Source organism: Bradyrhizobium sp. 76, assembly GCF_023073025.1.
Classification (GTDB): domain Bacteria; phylum Pseudomonadota; class Alphaproteobacteria; order Rhizobiales; family Xanthobacteraceae; genus Bradyrhizobium.
In genome coordinates, this window is record NZ_JADPIS010000102.1 from 98,768 (window position 1) to 120,810 (window position 22,043).

Below are 22,043 nucleotides of genomic sequence, written 5' to 3' on the forward strand. Positions count from 1 at the left end.
CGTAGATCATCAGCGCCAGCCCGGGGCGCGGGCGCAGCCGGAGGCCAGAGGCTAGAATGCATCAATCGACATCGACAGGGTCTCTCGATCTTCCGGCGCTGAGCGCGGCGGAGCGGCTCTTCATCTGGGGATTTCGGGCCAAGGCACGCAGCGGAAGCGCTGTTCCCACCGCGGCCGACATCCAGCAAGTGTACGACCATTTTCGCGTGGGCGACGCCGTGCCCTCGCTGGAATCCATCATCGAGATCTTTGCCTGCACGGCGCATACGGCGATCGCGGTGCACTGCCCGACCTGCCCGCGCATGTCCGACAGCGAGCACGGGATGTTGCGGGCAATCGCCGCCGCGCAGAAAGAGCGCGATGATATCGCGCGCGAACAGTTCGAATGCTGGCTGCCGCCGGTCGGCGCCGATTGGGCTCTCGCACCCGTGCGCGGGCTTGCAACGATCTTCCGCATGGCGGGTCGCATCCTGCCCGACCGACACGTTCCGTCTTTCGACCACGACCGGACAATGGCGATGAAGAGCTGGCTGGTCGGAAGCCCCACGTTGCACTGACGAGATCGCGCATGATGCAGGACAGTTGCGGCGCTGTGTCTGTCACGGAAGCCGGCCAGGCGCGGCTCTGTCCGCTTCGGGTCGCGCTTGCGACGCGGCCTGACTTCGAGAGCTACGATGATTTTGGCCGCGTCACACTCTCGCTGTTGCTGTTCATCGCAGCCGCCTATGCGACCGGCGCGTCCGATTGCTGGGAGGCGGCCTATCGCTTTGCCGACGAGGCGCCTGGCATCGCCGACCGCCCGCTGCTGGTCGCACGCGTTGCCGCACTGGTCAGAATCCTGCGCAGCGGTCGGCCCTGCCAATTGTGCTTCATGCCGCCGTCGTGCCGGCGCCTGTCGAAGGACGAGGCGGAATTGATGCGGCTGCTGGCGGTGGCGCGCGGCAACCAGCCAGGTGAGCTCGAATCTGCCGTTTGCCAGTTCGTCGGCGACGAGAACGGGATTGCGACAACCAGGGCGGTTAACGCGCTCGCGGTCTGCTGACATCTAGCCGCCCTTCTTGCCGAGCACGAGATCGATGGTGTGAGACGCGATCTTGCGCAGCTGCGGCTCGTCGCCGAAGGCGCGTTCGAGCACGGCGAGGCCGCGCGTCACGGTGATGATGTGCAGTGCCGCGGCCGCGGAATTGCCGCTGAACTCGCCGCGCGCCGCACCCGCCGACAACGTCTCCTGAACCAGAACAGTGATGCGCAAGATGAGGTTCGCGAAGGCCTGCCGCGCCTCCTCGTCCAGCCCCTCGCCCTCGGCCGCGCCGAGCTCCATCAAGCCGCGCGTGGTCGGACATCCCCGCGGCGGCGAGCCCGCGCGGAAGTTGCTGATGGTCAGGTCGAAGAACGCGGTGAGGCGCTTTCGCAAGCTGCCCGCACCGAGCGCCTTTTGCAAAGCGACGAGATAGTCTCCCGCATAGCGCTCGTACGCCTGCAGGAATAGCGCCTCCTTGCTGCCGAAGGCGTTGTAGAGGCTGCCGCGCTGCACACCGGCGTCGCGCGCGATGTCCGACAGCGAGGTGCCGCGCACGCCCTTGCGCCAGAACTGGTCGAAGGCGATGCGCAGGACATCGTCATGGTCGAATTCGCGCGGCCTCAAGCTTTTGCTCCCGTCAGGCATATTTGACACGATGTCAAAAACATGTTTTCTTGACGCCGCGTCAAAAACAAACTGGGGCCTACGCAGCCTTTCGTCAATGAGGAATTCGCGATGCCTCTCCTCCACATCTCGATGCGCGCCGGAAAGCCGGAAGCCTACCGGAAGGCGATCCTCGACGGCCTCTACCGCGCCATGCGCGAGGCGCTGAACGTCCCCGAAGGCGACGAGTTCATGACCATCAGCGAGCTTTCGCCCGCGAACTTCCGCTGCGGCAACGCCTACGGCGTCACCCGCAGCGACGATGCCGTGCTGATCCAGATCACCGTATTCGCCTCGCGCACACCCGAGCAGAAGAAGGCCCTGTACCGGCGGATCGCGGATCTGCTCGGCGAAAACCCGGGCATCCGCCCCGAGGACGTGTTCGTCAACGTCCTCGATGCGCCCGCGGAGAACTGGTCCGTCGGCCACGGCGTTGCGCAATTCGCTTGAGCTTATAGCTTCACCGATCCAACGCACGTCTCCATGATCCCGTCGAGCTCCGCCTTCGAGAGCACCCCGAGCTCGGCGATGAAGACGATCCGCGCGCGCGGCAGAGCGGTGGCATCACCAACGGCGAGCCCGGCTTCACCCGGCGCCAGCGTGGCGCGGCCGGCGGCGAATTGAAACACCATCTGGCGCCCGGGCTGCTCGACGGTCTCGAACAGGCCTTTTGCCCGCGCGAGTTTTGGCGCAAGCCGGCCGATCGCCTGCTGCAGGCGGGGCAGCGAGATCGGCTGGTCCGAGGTCCAGCTCAGCGTTTCGAAGCGTTGCTCTGCCGGCCGTCGCGGTCCGGGCTCGCGTCGCGCGGGGGCCCGATCGACGGTCGCGGGAAACAGCAGCGCGGACGGAATCTCGCCGTGCGGCGCATCGACCACCACGGCAGGAACGCGCTGCCCGCGGATGGCCTCGCGCATCCGGGAGCCCGCGCTCTCGTCCGCCAGATCCAGCTTGCTCAGCGCCACGATGTCGGCGACGCGCAGCTGCGAACGATGCAGCGCATCGTCGAGAGCGGCTGGCGGTGTCGCCGCGTCCATCACGCAGAGCACCGTTTCCAGCGGCGCTTCGCGCAGGATCACGGGATCCATCAAATTGCGGACGATCTCGGCGGGATCGGCGACGCCGCTGGTCTCGATGACGATGTATTCCGGCTTCGGATCACGCCGCAGCAGCGTCGAGAGGGTGCGCAATAGGTCGCCTTCGAGCGAGCAGCAGATGCAGCCATTGGCGAGGCTGACCACGCCGTCGCTCGCACCCGCGATCAGCTCGGCATCGATGTTGATCGCGCCAAAATCATTGACCACAGCGGCGATCCGCCGCCCCTCTGCATGCGCCAGCAGATGGTTGACGACAGTGGTCTTGCCGGCCCCCAGAAAGCCCGTCACCAGGAGAATGGGGACCGGCATGTCTCAGCCCCCGACGACGGGACGGCGCACGGGACGGCCGGGCCGCGCCGCCACGTCCAGCACACCATCGCTGATTAGTATCTCGCCGCTGACGATCAGATGCCGCACGCCTTCGGACGGGCGGTTCATCGCCGTGAAGGTCGCACGATCCGAGAGCTTCTCGTAGTCGAATACGACGATGTCGGCATCGGCATCCTTCGCGAGCCGGCCCTTTGCGCGCATCGCGGGCGTGCTCTGCGACAGGATCTCCGCCGGAATCAGCGCGCATTTGCGCACGCCTTCGAGCAGCGACACGGTCTTGCGCTCGCGCACCCATTCGCGGATGAACTTCGTGAAGCAGCCGGCCGAGCGCGGATGCGAGGTGGCGTCATCCGGCAGCGGCCAGGCATCGCCGGTGTAGGTCTTGCCGTCCGACGTCGTCCACGGCATCGCGTCGGAGGCGATGGCGCCGCCGGGATAGAGCACCGACATGTCGAGGAGGTCGCGGTGATGCGCGTTGTTCTCGGTGTCGAGGATGTGCCACAGCACCAGCGAGGACGGCTCTTCCGCCTGCGCCTTCAAGAGCTCCTCGCGATCGCTGAAGCGATGGCCGTCGGTGACCCGCTGCACGGAATCGTAACCGGTGCCGTTGCGCTCGACGAATTCGGGGTCGCTGAAGAACGCAGCCGCCAGCACGGTCGAGCCGGTGCCGTAGGGATAGGCCTCGACGGTGATGGGCAGGCCCAGCGCCTGCGCTTTCGCGATCAGCACGCGGCAGCGCTCGACGTCGGTCTTGCTCGACGAGTTGAAATGGCAGATGTGCATGTGCGCGCCGGTGGCGCCGGCGTAGCCGATCAGGCGGATATAGGCTTCCGCCGCGCTCTCGGGATCGACGCGCGACATGTAGGCGACGTGGGTGAAGGTCGGCACGTCCTGCGCGGCCGCGAGCTGGCAGACCGCGGTCAGCTCCTGCACGCCGGCGCCCGGCGCATAGGCGTTCAAGATGCCGATGCCGATGCCGCCCTCGTTCAGGCCGCGCGAAAGGCGCTCGAGAATGCCGGCGACCTCCGCATCGCTCGCCACGTTGTCCATCCAGCGGCGATCGCGCATGGCGTTGCCGAACGCCTCCAGCGAGCTCTCGGCGTTGGAGCCCGTCATCGCGCCGATGCGCGCGAAAGCCCAGTTGGTGGCGGCGCCGTAATTCAGCACGCGTCCCTTCCGCGCCTGGCGCTCATACCAGGACCCGACCGGGAGCACGCCGGCTTCGAGATCGAGCGTCGTCGTGACGCCGTCGAACGCCTGCATGCGATCCGCGGGGAGCGACTGGCCATGCGCATGAAGGTCGATGAAGCCGGGCGCAACCACGAGCCCCGTCGCGTCGATCACCCGCTCGGCACTGCCGAGCCCCGTTCCGACCGCGGCGACCTTGCCGTCCACCACCGCCACATCGCCAATCGCGTCCATTCCGCTGGCGGGATCCACCACCCGACCGCCAGAGATCACCAAGCCGCTCATATCGTCACTCCCTCACGCTGAATTCGCATCAAGGCAGATTCCGTGAGGTACGACCACCTCCACCGATGCCGATGCATCATGCTCGCAAGGAAGGCTCGAAAGGGAGGCTCGAAGGGAGGTCAATTCACATGCGGGTCGCAGATACGCGCTCGCAGTCTCGCGGCAGGTTTGCCCGAGCTATGCTTCTCGCTTCACCCCTCGAGAAGAAAGGGCGCAGGGAAGACCGGGCGCCGGCTGGCACCCATAAAAAACCCCATGCGAACTGATTGCTCACGCAATGCACAGGGGAGACACAGGGCAGCCGAGACCAGGCCTTCCCTGCGCGATGGTTTGACGGCCTATGCCGCGCTCTCCCCGGAAACGAGCTCCTTCTTGCCTCCGTCACCTCCACGAAATGCACGGCACCGCGCCGGTTGACGCGCTGACGCCTTCGCAAAGGCTTGACCGACGACGGCCAGGACCACACGGTTTCGCCGTACGCAGGCATCCTGCTTCGCCTGAGGCTTCGCAGGACATGGTCCTGCTTCGGTAAAGACTTCGCAGGCATGGGCGCCGTCCGTCGATGCGGTTGGTGACATGCTCACGAGGTTCATCTCGCCCTGCACGCTACTCACCCGCCTTCAACGCCGCCCGCGTCCACCGCAACTCCCAACCCGCGTTCGTGACGACGTACGACCGCCCCTTTTGTGGGCCGGGATCGCCGACATATACGACAATTCCGAATTTCGGTAAATCGTAATATTTTGATATGACGGGTTGACTTGCGTTTGCGTCTGTTTCGTCCGGCCGTCGGAGACGACGGACGCCACGACCGTGCAATGGACCGCGAAGCAGCTCCGCCGTCTTCTCGCCCCCATTGTCATTCAGGGATGTAGTGGGGCGCTACGGTGGACAAAGTTCCCAGAGGTTTCGTGTGATCGTTCGACGTCTTCCGCAACGCGACCCCTGTCGTCCTGTTTCGCGCCGCGCTCTCCTCGGCGGATTTATGTCGGCAGGGACCGCCCTCGCGCTCGGCGGATGCGCCGGCTTGGGAGCAACCGGGGCACGTTTCGACGCGTCATCGCTATCCCTTGACCCCACATTGCTCGTCACCACCACGCGCAAGCCGGTGAACGGCGGTCGCACGAAGCCCTGGTTCGGGCCGGAGCGCGCGACGACCATGACAGTCGCGCGGGCGAAGCTGGTGGCGCCGGACGAGAGCCGCCTTTCTCTGGCCTCGGTTGGACTTGGCGATTGGCGCCTTGACCGGGTCGAACCGGTGTCGACCGACGTTGGCGATCTCGTTGCCCAGGCCGGCGGAGGAGACGTGCTGATCTATGTGCACGGCTTCAAGCAGACGTTCGAGACGGCGGTGCTGGATGGCGCCCATCTCTCCGATGGGATCAAGTTCCGCGGTCGGACCATGGTGTTCTCCTGGCCCTCCAAGGCAGGACTGTTCGACTATGCCTATGACCGCGACAGTGCGATGTGGTCCCGCGACGAGTTTGAGCACGTGCTCTCCGCACTCGTGTCGGCGCCAGGCACCGGCCGCGTGAACATCGTTGCGCACAGCATGGGAACCATGCTGTCGCTCGAAAGCCTGCGTCAGCTCTATGCGCGATACGGCGACACAGTGACGAGCAAGATCGGCGCGGTGGTGTTTGCCGCGCCCGATATCGACATGGACGTGTTCTCGTCGGCGATCCACCGCATCGGTCCGCTTGCCGGCAAGATCACCGTGATCGCCTCCACGAACGATCGCGCCCTGGCCCTGTCGGGACAGATCGCAGGTGGAATGACCAGGGTCGGCGCCGCCGAGAAAGCCGTCATCGCGCAGCTCGGTGTGCGCGTGGTCGATGCTTCGCAGGAGGGCTGGGGCATCATCAACCACGATCTGTTTCTGTCGAATGCAGAGGTACAGCGGGTGATCCGCCGCTCGATCGACGGCACGATCGCTTAGGAGAGCGCCCGCGCCGAGCCGTGCGAACTGCGCACGCCGGTTGGGGCTACAAGCGGAAATGGCCGGTTTTCGAAGTGCCCAGTCTGGCAGGAAAAATGGCGCTCCCTAGGGGAATCGAACCCCTGTTTCAGCCTTGAGAGGGCCGCGTCCTAACCGCTAGACGAAGGGAGCGTTGAGGGAGAGGACATAGCCTCGAATTTTGCCGGCGGCAAGCGGGGATCGAGGGGTTTTAGACACGCTCTCCGCCGCCGTCCTGGCCTCGTGCGCAATTGCGCACAGGAGCCAGGACCCATTACCCCGAATGGGGATGGTTAAGGCAGATCGGAACGACGATCTCGTTCGTGCAACCGGATTCGGTGGTTATGGGTCTTGGCCTTCTCCAGGACGACGGAGGAGGCGGGTTCCGCGCCGCAGCTTCCGCCTTACGGCTCATTGGCGAATTTCAGCGTTCCGGCCGGCCGCAAGGTGTGGGCATCGAAGGTGCGGATCTCGGTGACGCCGCCGACGTCGAGCGTGATCACGAGCCGGTCGCCGGCGACGCCGCTCGAGACAATTTTGGCGCCCTTCGGCAGGGTGGCAATGACGTCGCCTGCCGGCTCGGGCGCCCTTCCCTCCGACTTGAAAAGGCGGTAGCCCACCGCGATCAGGACGGCGCAGATTGCCAGCGCCGTGGTCAGCCCCGCGATCAGCATCATCCGCCGCACCCGCGCGAACAGCGCGGCCTGCTCGGGGCTCGGTTCGGGAACAACGGTATCAGACGTCGTCATGGAAAATTCTGGCTCTGCGCAAAGGTTGGAGGTTGTCGTCGAAGGCTCCGAGGGCTCGACCCGGCTCGACCGCGTGCTGGCGACGCACCTTGCCGAACTGTCGCGATCGAGGCTGAAAGCCCTGATTCTGGCGGGCGCGGTGAGCCTCAGGGACGCCGCGATCCGGGACCCCGCTTATCACGTCGCATCCGGCGATACGATCACAATCGACGTGCCGGAAGCGGCCCCGCCGGAGCCGAAAGGCGAGGATATCGCCCTCGACATCGTGTTCGAGGACGACGACATCGTCGTCCTCAACAAGCCGAAGGGGCTGGTGGTGCATCCTGCGGCCGGCCACGAGACCGGCACGCTGGTGAATGCGCTGATCGCCCATTGCGGCTCATCGCTGTCGGGCATCGGTGGCGTCCGCCGGCCCGGCATCGTGCACCGGCTGGACAAGGACACCACGGGGTTGATGGTGGTCGCCAAGAACGACCTCGCGCATGCCTCGCTCACCGCGCAATTCGCCGACCACGGCCGCACCGGGCCGATGCGGCGCGGCTACATGGCTTTCGCCTGGGGGCTGCCGGGCCGCCATCGCGGCACCGTGGACGCGCCGATCGACCGCCACCCGCATGCGCGCGAGAAGATGGCGGTGCGCCAGGGCGGCCGCGAGGCGGTGACGCATTGGGAGCTTCTGGAGAGTTTTGCCGGGCGCGACGGCAAGCCGATCGCGACGCTGCTCGCCTGCGAGCTCGAGACCGGGCGCACCCACCAGATCCGCGTCCATCTCGCCCATATCGGCCACCCCCTGATGGGCGACGCCGTCTACGGCCCGCACTTCAAGACCAAGGCAAGCCAGCTGAGCCCCGAGTCGCAGGCCGTCCTGGCTGCGCTGGGCCGGCAGGCCCTGCACGCTTACCTGCTGGTATTGGAGCACCCGAGGACTGGAGAATTACTCCACTGGGAGGCGCCTCTGCCGGAGGATTTACTTCTCCTCCAGGGGGCCCTGAAAGCGGCGCTATGACGCAGGCCGCTTCAGAAATGCTTTACATTACAAAAAGTTATAGCTGCCACACGGGGACGTGACGTCAGCAATCCTTCCCTTTTTGCCTCCCGATGGAGTATATTGCGCTTGCGTTGAAGACCAACGCGGAACATCGCAGCACCGATCGGCTTTAACCAAGCGGTCGTCTGCCTGGCCCGCCGCTATCGGGGGCCTGAACCTGTTTGGAGGGCGCACTATGGCCCGTACAGCTACCCTGCCGGTCCTTAATGGCGAATCCGGCCTTTCCCGTTACCTCGGCGAAATCCGCAAGTTTCCGATGCTGGAACCCCAGCAGGAATACATGCTCGCCAAGCGTTGGCGCGAGCACGATGATCGTGACGCCGCGCATCAACTCGTCACCAGCCATCTCCGTCTCGTGGCCAAGATCGCCATGGGCTATCGCGGCTACGGCCTGCCGATCTCCGAGGTCGTCTCGGAAGGCAATGTCGGCCTGATGCAGGCAGTGAAGCGGTTCGAGCCCGAGAAGGGCTTCCGTCTCGCTACCTACGCGATGTGGTGGATCAAGGCGTCGATTCAAGAGTACATCCTGCGTTCGTGGTCGCTCGTGAAGATGGGCACCACCGCGAACCAGAAGAAGCTGTTCTTCAACCTGCGCAAGGCGAAGAGCAAGATTTCCGCACTGGACGAAGGCGATCTCCGCCCCGACCAGGTGGCCATCATTGCCAAGCGTCTCGGCGTCACGGCTCAGGACGTGGTCGACATGAACCGCCGCCTCGGTGGCGACGCGTCGCTCAACGCTCCGATCCGCGACGACGGCGAGGCCGGCGAATGGCAGGACTGGCTGGTCGACAATTCGCCCAACCAGGAAGCCATGCTGGCCGAGCACGAGGAGTATGATCATCGCCGTGACGCCCTGAACGGCGCCATGGGCGTGCTCAACCCGCGCGAACGCCGCATCTTCGAGGCGCGCCGCCTCGCCGATGAGCCGATGACGCTGGAAGACCTTGCTGCCGAGTTCGGCGTGTCGCGCGAGCGCGTCCGCCAGATCGAGGTCCGCGCCTTCGAGAAGGTGCAGTCCGCGGTCAAGGGCACGATCGCAAAGGCCGAACAGGCCGCGCTGGAAGCCGCGCTCTAAGCGCGAGGTTTTTAGCGCCAGAGATTGGCGGATCGACAAGAGACAAAAAGCCGGCGGCAACGCCGGCTTTTTTGTTTGCGTGTGAGGCGCAGCATGTTCGCGGGGACGCGGACCAGGCATCTTGAACCCGCGCTGCCGGTCGACCGACCAAAAGCATCGGGCCGACAGCATCAAGAGAACGGACACCACCCGTGTCGATCATTCTGCAATCCACCGTCGGCGGCTTCTCCGCCCAGTTCATGCGCAAGCTGCCGCTGGTCGAGCAGGCCATGCGCGACCACGGGCTCGAGCCGTCGGAGTTCGTGATCTCGAAGGACTACGCCTCGACCGCGACGATCCCGCTCATGGGTCCGTTCTTCTTCAATTACAGCGTCTACTTCGGCGACGAGACATTCACGGTCACTGAGCCGAACGACATGGTGTTCCTGGACTACTTCTTCAAACGCGTGCTGGCGGTGGATGACCCACCGGAACTGCCGCGGCGACCGGGCTTGATCCGGCGGCTGCTCGGCTGGATGTCGCAACCGGTGTAGCTCGTCACTCCCCCCAAACCCGCGCCAGCGTCGCGAGCCAGCAGCCTTCGCAATAGCGGGCGTCCTTGTAGTCGATCCAGTTGTGCGCATAGACGCGGTCGAGCGGGATGCCGTAGCGCGCGCGCAGAATTTGGACGAGGATCTTCCATGCCGCGACCTGCGCCGCGGTCGGGCCCGTCGTGACGTCGGGATAGTTGCCGGCGAACTCGACGCCGATCGAATTGTCGCGCACCACCTGGCGATAGGTCGGCTTGTTGTCGATGTACTTGTTGTCGTTGCGGTTGGCGCCGTCGCCATGGGTCGGCACCAGGTTTTCCGCGACCGCCCAATAGACGGTGCCGTCGGTCTCGACCCACAATGTGACGCCGCGACGCGTGGGATTCTTCGCTTGCACCTCGGCACCGCCGCGCGCCGAGCCTGCCGGTCCCTCGGTCTGGTGCACGATGATGTTACGCCACGGTTTTGCGTTGCCTACGTCGCCCCATGGCGCCAGCCACACCATCTTCAGGCCGGGAATGTCGGGCGTGCCGGAGGCGCGCGCGAGCTGAGCGAGCTCGGCGTCGGTCGCAGCGGCAGGTGCGATTAGAATGAGAGCGGCGAGAACGGCCGCGAGCAGGCGAGAGATCATCATGCGGGTCCAGTGCGGACCTGACGTTAGCACGCCCTTACGCGAATTTGCGCAAGGCCTCGCCTGGACCGACCGGGTCAGGCATGAGCGGCGGCGCCGGATCGTGGACGGCAAAGTCGTTCTTGCCGTTCTTCTTGGCCGCATAGAGGGCGTGGTCGGCATGCGCGATCAGGCGGTCCGGAAACTGGCCGACGCCGCGGTCCCACTGCGCCACCCCGATCGAGATCGCGATCGGAATGTCGATGCCGGTGCAGTTGACGGCATCCTGGCGGCAGACCTCGAGCACGCGGCGGGCGATCGCAGCCGCCTCGCGCAAGGTCGACGACGGCAGCACGACGCAGAATTCGTCGCCACCGGTGCGGGCGAGCATGTCGCCGGGCCTCAAGCGCGTCTGCGCCATCAGGGTGAAGTGCTGCAGGCAGGCATCGCCCGCGGCATGGCCATGGGTGTCGTTGATGGTCTTGAAGCCGTCGAGATCGATCACCAGCAGCGAGAACGGCTCGCTGCTGCGCTCGGAGCGGGCGCATTCTTCACCCAGCCGCTGCAACAGATGCCGCCGGTTGGCGACACCGGTAAGATCGTCGAGCAGCGCGAGGTCGGCAACCTCGTTGCGCAGGCGGTCCATCGCCATTAGCAGGAAGCCGAAATTGAGCGTCATTGACAGGAACAGCAGGCCCAGCACCATGACGGCATGAGACTGCCCGCCGGCGACCGACGAGAAATCGCCGCCGAGCAGATTGCCGATCGCACGGGCCGCGAAGATCGCGATGATGGTGATGATCACGATGCCGGAGAGCCGGGCTCCCGGGCTGGCGCGGCCTTCCGGCGGCGACAGCAGCAAACGCAGCGACAGCGCCAGCGGCAGCCCCTGACCGAGCGAGTAGCTGAGCATGCGCAGCTGCATGTGATCGTATGCGACCATGAAGAACACGACGCCGCCAAGGCTGAGAATTCCCGTCGCGGCCATGACGCGCCAAGACACCGGTTGCCCGTAGAAGCGCTGAATGCCCATGGCGGCAAGGCAACTCGCCGCGATGACGCCGGCGGCTCCGAGCAGAAGCGGGACAGGCGAGACGACGAAAAGGCGGATCAAGGCCGCCATCGTGCCGGTCGCGCCGACGAAGCACGATGCCATCCAGAACCGCGCGGCCGCGAATTTCGGATAGGAGCGCGTCACGTAGGCCCAGATCAGGCCGAGCGCCAGGAAGTTGACGACGAACACGGTCCAGAGTGTCGGCACGTTCAGCATGGCGCGCGCCACAAGCGCAGCATCGCGCCCTCTGTCCCTGCCAGCTGTCCGTCCATGACCCGTCCCCGTTTTCTTGCGGAGACAATGCGGCCGTCGCGCTTAACGGAGTCTCACTGCGATCCGCGAAAGCATGCCTTTGGTTTTGGATTCATGAACGGCCGGCGCATTGTCGGATCGTTAGGCATGCCGACGCCGCCGGATTCGCGAGCCAAAATCACCCGAAAATGCATCTGAGCTGTGGATAACGCGATGACACCGATGTGACAGCGCGGGGCAGAAGCGCGCGAATCTGCTGAGCTTGTCATCGAGGATGTTGCGAGGCTGGCCCTCCGCCGAGCATCCCTCGTGTCGCGTTTCACCATTAACCCTGAAGAGGATCCTATGGCTAAGAAAGCGAAGAAGGCGAAGAAGGCGACGAAGAAGAAGGCCAAGAAGGCAGCGAAGAAGAAGTAACGAGGCTTCTTATTCTTTGCCCGGGTGGAGCTCGCTCCGCCCGGGCGTCGGGTGGGAGTTCTGAGTTGGAAGATGGCGGGCGCAAGGCCCGCTTTTTTATTGGCTCCCGCGTTGATTGGCTGGAGAAGCTATCGCTCCGCGAAGGCCAGCTTGGCGCCGAGCGCGGCGAAGCCGGCGGCAAAACTCCGGCGCAGCCAGGCCATGACGCGCGGGCGGGAGATGACGCGCTCGCGCACCGAGGCTGCGCAGAGCCCGTAGACCACGAACACCGCAAACGTCATCGCCATGAAGGCGCCGCTCAATTCCAGCATCCGCGCCAGCACATGGCCCTCGTCCGCGGCGATGAACTGCGGCAGAAAGGCGAGGAAGAAGATCGACAGCTTCGGATTGAGGATGTTGATCAGAAAGCCGGTCACGATCACCCGGCCGGCCGAACGCTCGCGGATCTCGCCATCGACCGCCAGCGCCCCGGTCTCGCGCAGCGCCTGCCAGGACATGTAGAGCAGATAGGCGACGCCGCACCATTTCAGCGTGGCGAAGGCGAGCGCGCTGGTGTGGAGCACGGCGGCGAGCCCCAGCATCGCGGCCGTCATGTGCGGCACGATCCCGAGGGTGCAGCCGAACGCGGCCGCGATGCTCGCGCGCGAGCCGCGGGTCAGCGCGGCCGCCAGCGTGTAGAGCACGCCGGTGCCAGGCGAGGCGACGACGATGAGCGAGGTGAGCAGGAAGGACAAGGTCATGGACCGACCTTATCACCGCGCCCCGGACCACGAAAGCCGGCCTGCCGGATCGACCGTCAGGACAGCTGCGCGATCTCGGCCTCGCGGAGCACGTCGAGCGGCGCCCAGGGCTTGGCCCAGAACTTTGCGCCGTTCGGCAGGGGCTGCATCAAGGGGCGGCCGGAGGTGACGACGACGTCGAGCTTGGGGTTGCGGTCCTTGGCGACATGCGCGAGCTCGACGCCGTTCATGCGGCCGGCGAGTTGCACGTCGGTCATCATCAGGCAGAGCGCGCCTGCGCTCTTCTCCAGCACAAGCTCGGCCGCCTCGGCGCTCTCGCACTGAATGACGTCGTAGCCGCTTTCTTCGAGAAGAAGACTGAGCATCTCCCTCTGCATGAGGTCGTCTTCCACGATCAGTGCGGTGGCGCGAAATGGCTGTGCTTGTCCCATCGGCGGCTCCCAATGCTGCCTGTTTTCATCAAGTAACGTAGGTTAAGGTGGGAACCGCCATGCGGTTCGGTTCCAATATGAAAAAATGTAAATCATAGTTCCGCTCGAGAGGCTCGACGGGGGATCATCATGACTGCAATCCGCGGCGCCGCCGCCATCACCGGAGCCGCAAGCGGCATCGGCCGCGCGCTGGCGATCGAGCTTGCGCGGCGCGGCTGCGATCTCGCGCTCGCCGATCGCGAGGAGGCCGGGCTGAAGACGCTCGCGGCCGAGATCGGAGCCGCATGCAAGGTCAGCCTGCACCGCGTCGACGTCAGCGAGCCCAAGGACATCGCGCAGTTCGCGCGGCAGGCGACCGCCGCGCATCCCGCGCTCGGCATCGTCGTCAACAATGCCGGCGTGGCGCTGATGGGCTCGTTCGACGAGATCGACCAGGCGCAGATGGACTGGCTGTTCGACATCAATTTCTGGGGCGTGGTGCACGGCACGCGCGCCTTCCTGCCGCATCTGAAGACGCTGGGCGAGGCGCACATTGTCAACCTGTCCTCGATCTTCGGCATCATCGCCCCGCCCGGACAGTCGGCCTATGCTGCGGCGAAATTCGCGGTGCGCGGCTTTTCCGAGAGCGTGCGGCACGAGCTTGCAGTCGCAAGCAGCCCTGTCAGGCTGTCGGTCGTGCATCCCGGCGGCGTCGCTACCGCCATCGCCCGCAATTCGCGCACCGGGATCGGCGTCACCGACAACGCACGCCGGTCGCAATCGATCGAGCGGTTCGAGAACGCGGCCAAGACCACGCCGCTAGACGCCGCGCTGCGCATCATCAGGGGCATCGAGAGAAACGAGCCGCGCATCCTGATCGGCAACGATGCCCGCTTCATGGACCTCCTGCAGCGCTTCCGCCCGGGAACGTACTGGGCGCCGTTACAGCGCAAGCTGGAGAGGATGGCGAAGGGGCCGACGAAGTAGGTCAGGGGCGCGGCACTGTCTCCGCTCGTCATTGCGAGGAGCGCAGCGACGAAGCAATCCAGACTGTCTCCACGGAAAGTTTCTGGATTGCTTCGCTGCGCTCGCAATGACGACTGTGGTTAGCTCCCCCTCACTGCCCCGCCAGCCGATCGGCAAAATACCCGATCGTCTTGCGATAGATCACCGCCCTGTTCCATTCGCGCATGGCCTCGAAATTTGCGGTGCCTTCGCCGTAGGACTGGCCCATCTTGAAGCCGCTGGTGTGAAGCAGGTTCGCGGTGGAGGCGAGCACGTCGGGAACGCTGTGGCGGAGATCGACGTGGCCGTCGCCGTCGAAATCGACGCCGTACTTGATATAGGAGGACGGCAGGAACTGGGTCTGGCCGATTTCGCCGGCATAGGCGCCGATGAGGTCGCGCAGCGGCAGGTCGCCGCGCTGCACGATCTTCAGCGCCGCAAGCAGCTCGCCCTGGAATAGCTCCGTGCGGCGGCAGTCGTGCGCAAGCGTCGCCAGGGTGCGGACCACCGGCAGCTTGCCGATGTCGCCCTTGCCGAAATCGCTCTCCAGCCCCCAGATCGCGACCAGGATATAGCGGGGCACGCCGAACTGCTGCTCGATGCGGGACAGCAGCGCGGCGTGGCGCTGCAGCAGTGCCTTGCCGCCATTGATGCGGCCGGGGCCGACGCGGGTCGAGACGTACTGCTCGAAGCTCTTGTTGAAGGTGTAGCGCTGGCGCCGGTCGAAGGCGAGCACCGCGCCATCCTGCTGCACACCGCTGAGCGCCGCACTGGTCACGCTCGCCGAGACGCCGGCAGCTTGCGCTTCTGCGGTCATGCTGGCGACAAAGCTGTTGAAGTCGCCGCCGCAGCGCGCGGCTTGCGCCGATCCGCCGGCCAGACAGGCGATGAAGGCGATGGCCAAGGCGTATTTCGACATTCGGATGAATCCTACAGGGAATGGGCGGGGGAGCAGCGCGCGATCATGCCCGGGAACCGGATTCGCGTCAAAGCGGCAAATCCTCGCCAGAACCGATCGCTGCCTGCCTGCGACAAATCAAATGCGCTCGCCCCCTCCCCAACCGATCGAGATGACCATGCCTATGCGGATCTCCATGCTCATGTCCATGTCGCGCCGGATGCTCGCCGTCCTCGCCTTGCTCTGCCTCACCGTGATGGCCGCTTCCGCGCAGACGCGCGATGTCGCCGGCAGCCGCGACTATCCCGGCATCGGCCGGTTCGCCGGCAGCGTCATCACCGGCTATGTGATGAAGGATTTTGACGCGGTGCGGATGCAGGCGGCTCCCTTCAGGGACGGCCAGCCCGTCGATGCGCGGCGGCTCGAGGGCCGCGTCTTTCGCATCGCCTATCGCACCAATCCCGGCCCCTCGATCCTGGAAGTGTCGCGCAATTTCGAGACGCAGCTTGCTAAAGCCGGCTTCGAGACCCTGCTCGCCTGCGACACCGATGCCTGCGGCGCCATTCCCTTTACCGAAGCCGTCGACACGCTGCCGGTCCCGCAGATGTGGGTCGATGGTTTCAACTATCGTTACTACGCCGGCCGCAAGACCGAGGGCGGGCGCGAGACCTTTGCCAGCGTCCTGGTCAGCCAGAACAATCAGGACATCACGGCGCAGGTCACCGTCGCCGAGCTCGGCGCCATCGCGAACAAGATGGTGGATGCCGCCGCAATGGCGAAAGGGCTTGGCGAGACCGGCCACATCGCGCTCTACGGCATCTATTTCGACACGGACAAGGCCGTGCTCAAACCGGAAAGCCGCCCGACGCTGGAGCAGATCGCAAAGCTGCTGACGAACCAGCCGCAGCTCAACGTCTTCATCGTCGGCCACACCGACAGCCAAGGCGCCTATGAGTACAATCTCGACCTGTCGAAGCGCCGCGCCGAAGCCGTCGCAGCCGAGCTGGTGAAGAACTTTCGCATCGCGCCGACGCGATTGCGCACAGCCGGCGTTGGATTGCTGGCGCCGGTCGGCCCGAATGCAACGGACACCGGCCGCGCGCTCAATCGGCGCGTGGAGCTGGTGGCGCCGTGAGATTGGTGCATGCTGCGCGCGCAGCATGATGGGAACAATGTGAAGGCGAAAACGGATTAACATATGTTAGTCAGCGCAACTTCTGCACGCACGCGGAAATAGTGCAGGCAAACGCGTTTTCTAACAGGCGCGCGTGGGTCTCATTGCGCGAGCAGGAAATATGAACAAAGTGATTTGGCCATCCAAGAATTGCTTTGGCGCTGATCGTACGCGATGTCGCGACCGCTGCATATCTGATGCATTCGCTACGACATCGCAGCGCCAACGATTTGCCTTGCCACGGCATGGCGCCGGTTATAAACTTCTATTCTAGGTTGTCGCCCCGCCAGCCCCGGGCGACACTGAAGACCAAAATAAACGGCGGGCTTCGCGGCCCGCCGTTTGTTGAGGCAAGGGTGAGACAAGGGTCTCCTCGAAGGAGCGCATCGGGTTTTACGAAGCGCTGGACGTTCCATCCGACAGCCAAGGCGCCTCGCAAACGGGCTCGTCGATCGATGGCAGGCGGTTCTGCCGCTGCAGGGCCGGGCACCGGCCTCCGGAAGCCTGCCAAAGTCATTTGACTATGGCCCCCTGATCGACGAAAAGCCGGCCATGGCCAAAAAACCCGGAACCAATCCCAAGGGCGAATTCGCCTTTTTCAACGTCTTCTATGAAGACGGCTCCCAACGCTCCAACCGGCGCGTCCCCGCCGAATTGCTCGGCGGCCTCGACGGCGACGAGCCGGCCCGCGCCTACATCATGGAGCAGGACCGCGAGATCGCCGAAAAATCCGGCCGACCGGCGCTGGAGATCAAGAACCTCGAGCGGGTCGGCGCGAAGAAGAAGTAGGTTCAGCCCCATCCCCGCCATTGCTAAGCAATCCACGTCTCCACATGCTGCGCGATGGATTGCTTCGCTTCGCTCGCAATGACGGGCGAGAGCGGAAGCTAAAACAAAAACGGCGGGCCTTGGCCCGCCGTTTTGCTTTGAATCGATGTTCGCGATCAATTGTCCAAGAAGCTCCGCAGCTTCCTTGACCGCGACGGATGCTTCAGCTTCCGCAGGGCCTTCGCCTCGATCTGGCGAATACGCTCGCGCGTCACGCTGAACTGCTGACCGACTTCTTCCAGCGTGTGGTCGGTGTTCATGCCGATGCCGAAGCGCATGCGCAGCACGCGCTCTTCGCGCGGGGTGAGCGAGGCCAGCACGCGCGTGGTGGTCTCGCGCAGGTTGGACTGGATCGCGGCGTCGATCGGGAGGATCGCGTTCTTGTCCTCGATGAAATCGCCGAGGTGTGAATCCTCCTCGTCACCGACGGGCGTCTCCAGCGAGAGCGGCTCCTTGGCGATCTTGAGGACTTTTCGCACTTTCTCCAGGGGCATGCCGAGCTTCTCGGCGAGCTCTTCCGGGGTCGGCTCGCGGCCGATCTCGTTGAGCATCTGCCGCGAGGTGCGCACGATCTTGTTGATCGTCTCGATCATGTGCACGGGGATGCGGATGGTGCGCGCCTGGTCGGCGATCGATCGGGTGATCGCCTGCCGGATCCACCACGTGGCGTAGGTCGAGAACTTGTAGCCGCGGCGATACTCGAACTTGTCGACCGCCTTCATCAGGCCGATGTTGCCTTCCTGGATCAAGTCGAGGAACTGCAGGCCGCGGTTGGTGTATTTCTTGGCGATCGAGATCACGAGACGGAGGTTGGCTTCCACCATCTCCTTCTTGGCCTGACGGGCCTCGCGTTCGCCCTTCTGCACCGAGTGCACGATCTTGCGGAACTCGATGATCTCCAAGCCGGTCAGCGCCGCGAGCTGATGCACCTCGTGGCGGAGGTCCTTGATGCGGTCCTTCTCGTGATGGACGAAGTTCTTCCAGCCCTTGGCCGACAGCTTCGAGACACGGTTGAGCCAGCGCGGATCGAGCTCCGAGCCGGTGTAGTTGCGCAGGAAGTCCTCGCGCGCGACGCCGTGGCTGTCGGCAAGGCGCATCAGGCGGCCCTCATGCGAGACGAGGCGCTTGTTGATGTCGTAGAGCTGCTCGACCAGTGAATCGATACGCGCCTGGTTCAGGCGCAGCGACTTCACCTCGACGATGATCTCGTCCTTGAGCTTGCGGTATTTGCGCTCCTGGTGCGGCGAGAGCGAAGGGCCGTGCGAGGTGCTCTCGAGCTGGTTCTGGATGTCCTGCTCTTGCAGCTTGCGCAGCTTCTTGTAGCTGTCGGCGATCTTGTCGAAGATCTCGACGACCTTCGGCTTGAGCTCGGCCTCGATCGCCGCAAGCGACATCTGGTTCTCGAACTCGTCGTCCTCGTCCATGTCGGCTTCGGCGGCGGACTCCGCCGGATCCTTCGCGGCGTCGCCGGCATTGCCGGGCGCAGGCGCGGCGCGGAACGGGGTCGGCGCCGGCGGTGCGGCGGGCGGGGCGACATGCGCGGGCGCGGCACCGGTGGCCTGGCTGCCTTCGGCCGTCGCTTCACCGGTCTCGCCGTTCGGACCGGCGATCATCGCATTGTTCATGCCGGCCTTGGCATCGGGCCCGGCATAGGTGGCTTCGAGATCGATGATGTCACGAAGGAAGATCTTTCCTTCGTTGAGCTCGTCGCGCCAGATGATGATAGCCTGGAAGGTCAGCGGGCTTTCGCACAGCCCTGCGATCATCGCCTCGCGGCCGGCCTCGATGCGCTTGGCAATCGCGATTTCGCCTTCGCGCGACAGCAGCTCGACGGTGCCCATCTCGCGCAGATACATGCGCACCGGATCGTCGGTGCGCTCGCCCGGCTCGCTCTTCTTGACCTCGGTGACGGCCTTCTGGGTGACTTCGACGAGCTCGTTGTCGGTCTCGTCCTCGCCGCCCTCGTCCTTGTCCTCCTCGCCTTCGCTATCGTCGGCTTCGGTGACGTTGATGCCCATGTCCGAGAGCATGGACATGATGTCCTCGATCTGCTCGGGAGAGGTCTGGTCGGACGGCAAAACTTCGTTGAGCTGATCGAAGGTCACGAAGCCGCGCTTCTTGGCCTGCTTGATCATCTTCTTCACGGCCGCGTCGGACAGATCGAGCAACGGCGAGGGCGCGTCCTGGGAGTCCTTCTCCGGCGCGTCCGCTGCCTTGTCGTCTTTTTCCTTGTCCTTCGCCTGCAGCGTCTTTGCCTTGGTGGCCATCCATTGCTCCTAAACGCGTTTCACACAGACGTTCGCCGCGCCCGCGTGAAATCACTTGAACCTGTTGCTCGATGCTCTCGCTTCGTCAGATCTCGACACGGAAAGGGCGGCGCGGACCTCTTGTCGCCACCCCCGACCTTTCACTCGCCGGATTTGCCTAACGCTTCGTAGAGCCTCTTTGTCGCAGCGGATGCAGGTGTAGTGCCAACAGCAATTGCGCGGATTCATTCCTGACGCGTCTGTTCTGCCTGCGGCCGCCTGGTGGCCAAAGTGCTACAAGACCGTTAAGCCTCGATTAACCCTGTTTTTGCCGCCAAACCTCGGATTTGGCGAGTCTTTTAGCGGTTCAGGCCTCGGCCGTCCGCATGATTCTTTCATCACACGCTCTTCTGGAACCGGCCTGACAGCTCGCCAAAACCCTCGATCAGGGCCTCGGTGCCGTCGACTTCGCCTATCCGAGCCTTGACGTCGCGCAGCCACGCCATGTTGGCCTCGCTGGGATCATCCCCCAAGGCCAGCTCAGCGTCTTTCAGCTCTCTAAGTAGTGAATGGTACTGCCGATGCAAGGCGACCAGCTGATGCCAGGTGGAGAGAACGTCGTCCCGTGCGGCGCCCTCGCGGGCGCCCCACACCGCCGCCGTCGTGATGCCGCCCTCAACCCTTTGAAGAGCCTGCGAAAATCCGCCCTTCTCGAGGTCGCTGCGCATCTTCTCGGCCAGCTCGCCGGGGTCCGGCGAATGGTGATGGTCGTTGGCAAATGCGGCGATGATGCCGGCCCTGAGCTTATGGACCTCGGGATGGGCGAGCTCCAGGGCCGCGACTTCCTCGAGGTGATCGTGCAGCAGCCAGGGGTGGTTGATCAGGATCTGCAGGATCAGGGCCTCGCGGCGGGAGATGGCGCTGCGCTGGCCGCGCATGATCGGGCTTGCCGCGAGCTGCGCGCTCGCCGCCTGATAGGGCCCCGAGGGCAGCTGGATCGGACCGGGCGGGCCGCGGCGGCCGCCAAATCCCTGGCCGAATCCTTGGCCGCCGAATCGATTCGCGCCTCCCCCGCCGCGGGGCTGGAACTGACGGCCGGCCGAGCCGGGGCGGAAATTGCCACGGCCGCCAAAGCCGCCGCGCCCGCCTTCGGGGGCAAAGGCGCGCTGAAGCCGCTCGGCAAGATCCTGCCGATAATAGCGCCGCACCACCTCGTCGCGGATGCCGTTGGAGAGCTCCTTGATGCGCGCCTCCAGCGCGGCGCGGCGCTCGGGCGTGGCGAAATTGCCGCCTTCGAGCTCGCGCGACCAGATCATCTCGGCGAGCGGACGCGCCGCCGCGATCACCTCCTCGATCGCGCCGCGACCGCCGGAGCGCACGAGATCGTCGGGGTCCTGCCCTTCCGGCAGCAGCGCAAAACGAAGACTCTTGCCGGGCGCGAGGAAGGGCAAGGCGAGGTCCGCGGCACGATACGCCGCCTTCTGGCCGGCGCGGTCGCCATCGAAGCAGAGGATCGGCTCATCCGCCATCTTCCAGAGCAGCGCGAGCTGGTTTTCGGTAAGCGCGGTGCCGAGCGGCGCCACGCTGCCGGCAAAGCCCGCGGTGACCATGGCAATGACGTCGACATAGCCCTCGACCACGACCAGGGCGCTGCCGTCATGGGTGGCTTTGCGCGCCGTCTGGTGGTTGTAGAGATTGTCGCCCTTGTGGAAGAGCGGCGTCTCCGGCGAATTCAGGTACTTGGCCGGAACGTCCTTCTCCAGCGCGCGGCCGCCGAAGGCGATGACGCGGCCGCGCAAATCCGTGATCGGAAACATCACGCGGTCGCGGAAGCGGTCATAGGGCACGGGGATGTCGTTGCCGGCCACCAGCATGCCGGTCTCGACCATGTCGTCGACGGAGACGCCGAGCTTACCGAGATGCTCTTTCAGCGCGAAACGATCTGGTGGCGCATAGCCCAGCCGAAACTGCAATTGCGTCGCCGGCGAGATCGCACGGTCGGCGAGATAGCCGCGCGCCTTGGCGCCGACGCGCGAGGCCAGCGTCTCGGCAAAGAACTTCGCCGCGAGATCCATCACGTCGTGCAGCGAGCGGCGGCGCTGCTCCTGACGCGCCGCATCCGGCGTCACCGCCGGCAGCGGCAGGCCCGCCATATTGGCGAGTCGCTCCACGGCCTCCGCGAACGGCAGGCCGTCGGTCTCCATCATGAAGCTGATGATGTCGCCGTGCTTGCCCGAGGAGAAGTCGTGGTAAAAGCCCTTCTGGTCGTTGACGTAGAAGGACGGCGTCTTTTCCTGCTGGAACGGCGACAGCCCCTTCCACTCCCGCCCCGCCTTCTTCAGCTTGACGCGCTTGCCCACGACTTCGGAGACCGAAAGCCTGGCACGCAGCTCGTCGAGGAATTGGGGCGTGAAGCGCATGGGCTCTGTGTAACGCGAAACCGTGTGAGTCGGGCGAAGGGATCAGGGA

At 64.9% G+C, this 22,043-nt stretch carries 21 protein-coding genes and 1 tRNA gene; 10 read left to right on the forward strand and 12 right to left on the reverse strand.

Going from position 1 to position 22,043, the window contains the following annotated elements; all coding sequences use genetic code 11:
* Positions 1-56: 56 nt before the first annotated feature.
* Positions 57-557, forward strand: a complete 501-nt coding sequence (locus tag IVB48_RS24320) for a hypothetical protein (protein ID WP_247403685.1) — start codon at positions 57-59, stop codon at positions 555-557.
* 11 nt (positions 558-568) lie between these two features.
* Positions 569-1,042, forward strand: a complete 474-nt coding sequence (locus IVB48_RS24325) for a hypothetical protein (RefSeq protein WP_247403687.1) — start codon at positions 569-571, stop codon at positions 1,040-1,042.
* Between the two features lie 3 nt (positions 1,043-1,045).
* On the opposite strand, the gene IVB48_RS24330 is transcribed toward IVB48_RS24325, so the two are convergent.
* Entirely contained in the window at positions 1,046-1,645 is a 600-nt protein-coding gene (locus IVB48_RS24330; protein WP_247403689.1) for a TetR/AcrR family transcriptional regulator, read from the reverse strand.
* Between the two features lie 111 nt (positions 1,646-1,756).
* Between IVB48_RS24330 and IVB48_RS24335 the strand changes: the two genes are divergently transcribed.
* A complete protein-coding gene (locus IVB48_RS24335) occupies positions 1,757-2,134 on the forward strand; it encodes a tautomerase family protein (protein ID WP_027565272.1) in 378 nt (125 codons plus the stop codon).
* 2 nt (positions 2,135-2,136) lie between these two features.
* Here IVB48_RS24335 and IVB48_RS24340 read toward each other — a convergent pair whose 3' ends face one another.
* Positions 2,137-3,087: a GTP-binding protein gene (locus tag IVB48_RS24340; protein WP_247403692.1), complete on the reverse strand. Its 951-nt coding sequence runs from the start codon at positions 3,085-3,087 to the stop codon at positions 2,137-2,139.
* Positions 3,088-3,090: 3 nt separating this feature from the next.
* The gene (locus IVB48_RS24345; RefSeq protein ID WP_247403694.1) at positions 3,091-4,581 is read right to left on the reverse strand and encodes an amidohydrolase family protein; all 1,491 of its coding nucleotides are present in this window, start codon (positions 4,579-4,581) and stop codon (positions 3,091-3,093) included.
* A gap of 985 nt (positions 4,582-5,566) precedes the next feature.
* Between IVB48_RS24345 and IVB48_RS24350 the strand changes: the two genes are divergently transcribed.
* Complete coding sequence (locus tag IVB48_RS24350) at positions 5,567-6,520, forward strand: alpha/beta hydrolase (protein WP_247403697.1); 954 nt, start codon at positions 5,567-5,569, stop codon at positions 6,518-6,520.
* A 96-nt stretch (positions 6,521-6,616) separates the two neighbouring features.
* On the opposite strand, the gene IVB48_RS24355 is transcribed toward IVB48_RS24350, so the two are convergent.
* Positions 6,617-6,691: transfer RNA gene (locus IVB48_RS24355), tRNA-Glu, on the reverse strand.
* A 251-nt stretch (positions 6,692-6,942) separates the two neighbouring features.
* Positions 6,943-7,287: a hypothetical protein gene (locus tag IVB48_RS24360; protein ID WP_247403699.1), complete on the reverse strand. Its 345-nt coding sequence runs from the start codon at positions 7,285-7,287 to the stop codon at positions 6,943-6,945.
* Here IVB48_RS24360 and IVB48_RS24365 point away from each other — a divergent pair.
* From IVB48_RS24365 to IVB48_RS24375, 3 genes are all read left to right on the forward strand, one after another.
* Positions 7,286-8,293, forward strand: coding sequence for an RluA family pseudouridine synthase (locus tag IVB48_RS24365; protein WP_247282498.1), 1,008 nt, complete (start codon positions 7,286-7,288; stop codon positions 8,291-8,293). The two genes, IVB48_RS24360 and IVB48_RS24365, sit on opposite strands and share 2 nt — an antisense overlap.
* A 217-nt stretch (positions 8,294-8,510) precedes the next feature.
* Positions 8,511-9,410, forward strand: coding sequence for an RNA polymerase sigma factor RpoH (gene rpoH, locus IVB48_RS24370; protein ID WP_007596598.1), 900 nt, complete (start codon positions 8,511-8,513; stop codon positions 9,408-9,410).
* A 191-nt stretch (positions 9,411-9,601) separates the two neighbouring features.
* The gene (locus tag IVB48_RS24375; protein WP_247403702.1) at positions 9,602-9,943 is read left to right on the forward strand and encodes a hypothetical protein; all 342 of its coding nucleotides are present in this window, start codon (positions 9,602-9,604) and stop codon (positions 9,941-9,943) included.
* A gap of 4 nt (positions 9,944-9,947) precedes the next feature.
* On the opposite strand, the gene IVB48_RS24380 is transcribed toward IVB48_RS24375, so the two are convergent.
* The 4 genes from IVB48_RS24380 to IVB48_RS24395 form a co-directional block, all read right to left on the reverse strand.
* Positions 9,948-10,574 (reverse strand): peptidoglycan recognition family protein, encoded by a 627-nt coding sequence (locus IVB48_RS24380; RefSeq protein ID WP_247403705.1) that lies wholly within the window; start codon positions 10,572-10,574, stop codon positions 9,948-9,950.
* Positions 10,575-10,608: 34 nt separating this feature from the next.
* Entirely contained in the window at positions 10,609-11,820 is a 1,212-nt protein-coding gene (locus IVB48_RS24385; protein WP_247282500.1) for a GGDEF domain-containing protein, read from the reverse strand.
* A gap of 581 nt (positions 11,821-12,401) precedes the next feature.
* A complete protein-coding gene (locus tag IVB48_RS24390) occupies positions 12,402-13,013 on the reverse strand; it encodes a LysE family translocator (RefSeq protein ID WP_247403709.1) in 612 nt (203 codons plus the stop codon).
* A 56-nt stretch (positions 13,014-13,069) separates the two neighbouring features.
* The gene (locus IVB48_RS24395; RefSeq protein WP_247403712.1) at positions 13,070-13,444 is read right to left on the reverse strand and encodes a response regulator; all 375 of its coding nucleotides are present in this window, start codon (positions 13,442-13,444) and stop codon (positions 13,070-13,072) included.
* 129 nt (positions 13,445-13,573) lie between these two features.
* Between IVB48_RS24395 and IVB48_RS24400 the strand changes: the two genes are divergently transcribed.
* Entirely contained in the window at positions 13,574-14,410 is an 837-nt protein-coding gene (locus IVB48_RS24400) for an SDR family oxidoreductase (RefSeq protein ID WP_247403714.1), read from the forward strand.
* Between the two features lie 130 nt (positions 14,411-14,540).
* Here the strand turns inward: IVB48_RS24400 and IVB48_RS24405 are convergent, their stop codons facing one another.
* Complete coding sequence (locus IVB48_RS24405) at positions 14,541-15,347, reverse strand: lytic murein transglycosylase (protein ID WP_027565294.1); 807 nt, start codon at positions 15,345-15,347, stop codon at positions 14,541-14,543.
* A gap of 175 nt (positions 15,348-15,522) precedes the next feature.
* Between IVB48_RS24405 and IVB48_RS24410 the strand changes: the two genes are divergently transcribed.
* Both IVB48_RS24410 and IVB48_RS24415 read left to right on the forward strand, forming a co-directional pair.
* Positions 15,523-16,461 carry an OmpA family protein gene (locus IVB48_RS24410; RefSeq protein ID WP_247403717.1) on the forward strand — a complete coding sequence of 313 codons (939 nt, stop codon included), beginning with the start codon at positions 15,523-15,525 and terminating at the stop codon, positions 16,459-16,461.
* A gap of 591 nt (positions 16,462-17,052) precedes the next feature.
* Positions 17,053-17,289, forward strand: coding sequence for a hypothetical protein (locus IVB48_RS24415; RefSeq protein WP_007614643.1), 237 nt, complete (start codon positions 17,053-17,055; stop codon positions 17,287-17,289).
* 155 nt (positions 17,290-17,444) lie between these two features.
* Here the strand turns inward: IVB48_RS24415 and rpoD are convergent, their stop codons facing one another.
* Positions 17,445-19,595 carry an RNA polymerase sigma factor RpoD gene (rpoD, locus tag IVB48_RS24420; RefSeq protein ID WP_027565297.1) on the reverse strand — a complete coding sequence of 717 codons (2,151 nt, stop codon included), beginning with the start codon at positions 19,593-19,595 and terminating at the stop codon, positions 17,445-17,447.
* 377 nt (positions 19,596-19,972) lie between these two features.
* Complete coding sequence (gene dnaG / locus IVB48_RS24425; RefSeq protein ID WP_247403721.1) at positions 19,973-21,994, reverse strand: DNA primase; 2,022 nt, start codon at positions 21,992-21,994, stop codon at positions 19,973-19,975.
* Positions 21,995-22,043 lie beyond the last annotated feature (49 nt).

Bases quoted from the DNA above. Each gene is read 5' to 3' on its own strand.
- IVB48_RS24335 (WP_027565272.1), top strand. From the start codon at position 1,757: ATGCCTCTCCTCCACATCTCGATGCGCGCCGGAAAGCCGGAAGCCTAC.
- IVB48_RS24365 (WP_247282498.1), top strand. From the start codon at position 7,286: ATGGAAAATTCTGGCTCTGCGCAAAGGTTGGAGGTTGTCGTCGAAGGC.
- rpoD (WP_027565297.1), bottom strand. From the start codon at position 19,595: ATGGCCACCAAGGCAAAGACGCTGCAGGCGAAGGACAAGGAAAAAGAC.
- IVB48_RS24380 (WP_247403705.1), bottom strand. From the start codon at position 10,574: ATGATGATCTCTCGCCTGCTCGCGGCCGTTCTCGCCGCTCTCATTCTA.
- IVB48_RS24385 (WP_247282500.1), bottom strand. From the start codon at position 11,820: ATGCTGAACGTGCCGACACTCTGGACCGTGTTCGTCGTCAACTTCCTG.
- IVB48_RS24320 (WP_247403685.1), top strand. From the start codon at position 57: ATGCATCAATCGACATCGACAGGGTCTCTCGATCTTCCGGCGCTGAGC.
- IVB48_RS24350 (WP_247403697.1), top strand. From the start codon at position 5,567: ATGTCGGCAGGGACCGCCCTCGCGCTCGGCGGATGCGCCGGCTTGGGA.
- IVB48_RS24410 (WP_247403717.1), top strand. From the start codon at position 15,523: ATGCTCATGTCCATGTCGCGCCGGATGCTCGCCGTCCTCGCCTTGCTC.
- rpoH (WP_007596598.1), top strand. From the start codon at position 8,511: ATGGCCCGTACAGCTACCCTGCCGGTCCTTAATGGCGAATCCGGCCTT.
- IVB48_RS24390 (WP_247403709.1), bottom strand. From the start codon at position 13,013: ATGACCTTGTCCTTCCTGCTCACCTCGCTCATCGTCGTCGCCTCGCCT.
- IVB48_RS24415 (WP_007614643.1), top strand. From the start codon at position 17,053: ATGGCCAAAAAACCCGGAACCAATCCCAAGGGCGAATTCGCCTTTTTC.
- IVB48_RS24405 (WP_027565294.1), bottom strand. From the start codon at position 15,347: ATGTCGAAATACGCCTTGGCCATCGCCTTCATCGCCTGTCTGGCCGGC.
- IVB48_RS24340 (WP_247403692.1), bottom strand. From the start codon at position 3,087: ATGCCGGTCCCCATTCTCCTGGTGACGGGCTTTCTGGGGGCCGGCAAG.
- IVB48_RS24395 (WP_247403712.1), bottom strand. From the start codon at position 13,444: ATGGGACAAGCACAGCCATTTCGCGCCACCGCACTGATCGTGGAAGAC.
- IVB48_RS24360 (WP_247403699.1), bottom strand. From the start codon at position 7,287: ATGACGACGTCTGATACCGTTGTTCCCGAACCGAGCCCCGAGCAGGCC.
- dnaG (WP_247403721.1), bottom strand. From the start codon at position 21,994: ATGCGCTTCACGCCCCAATTCCTCGACGAGCTGCGTGCCAGGCTTTCG.
- IVB48_RS24345 (WP_247403694.1), bottom strand. From the start codon at position 4,581: ATGAGCGGCTTGGTGATCTCTGGCGGTCGGGTGGTGGATCCCGCCAGC.
- IVB48_RS24400 (WP_247403714.1), top strand. From the start codon at position 13,574: ATGACTGCAATCCGCGGCGCCGCCGCCATCACCGGAGCCGCAAGCGGC.
- IVB48_RS24325 (WP_247403687.1), top strand. From the start codon at position 569: ATGATGCAGGACAGTTGCGGCGCTGTGTCTGTCACGGAAGCCGGCCAG.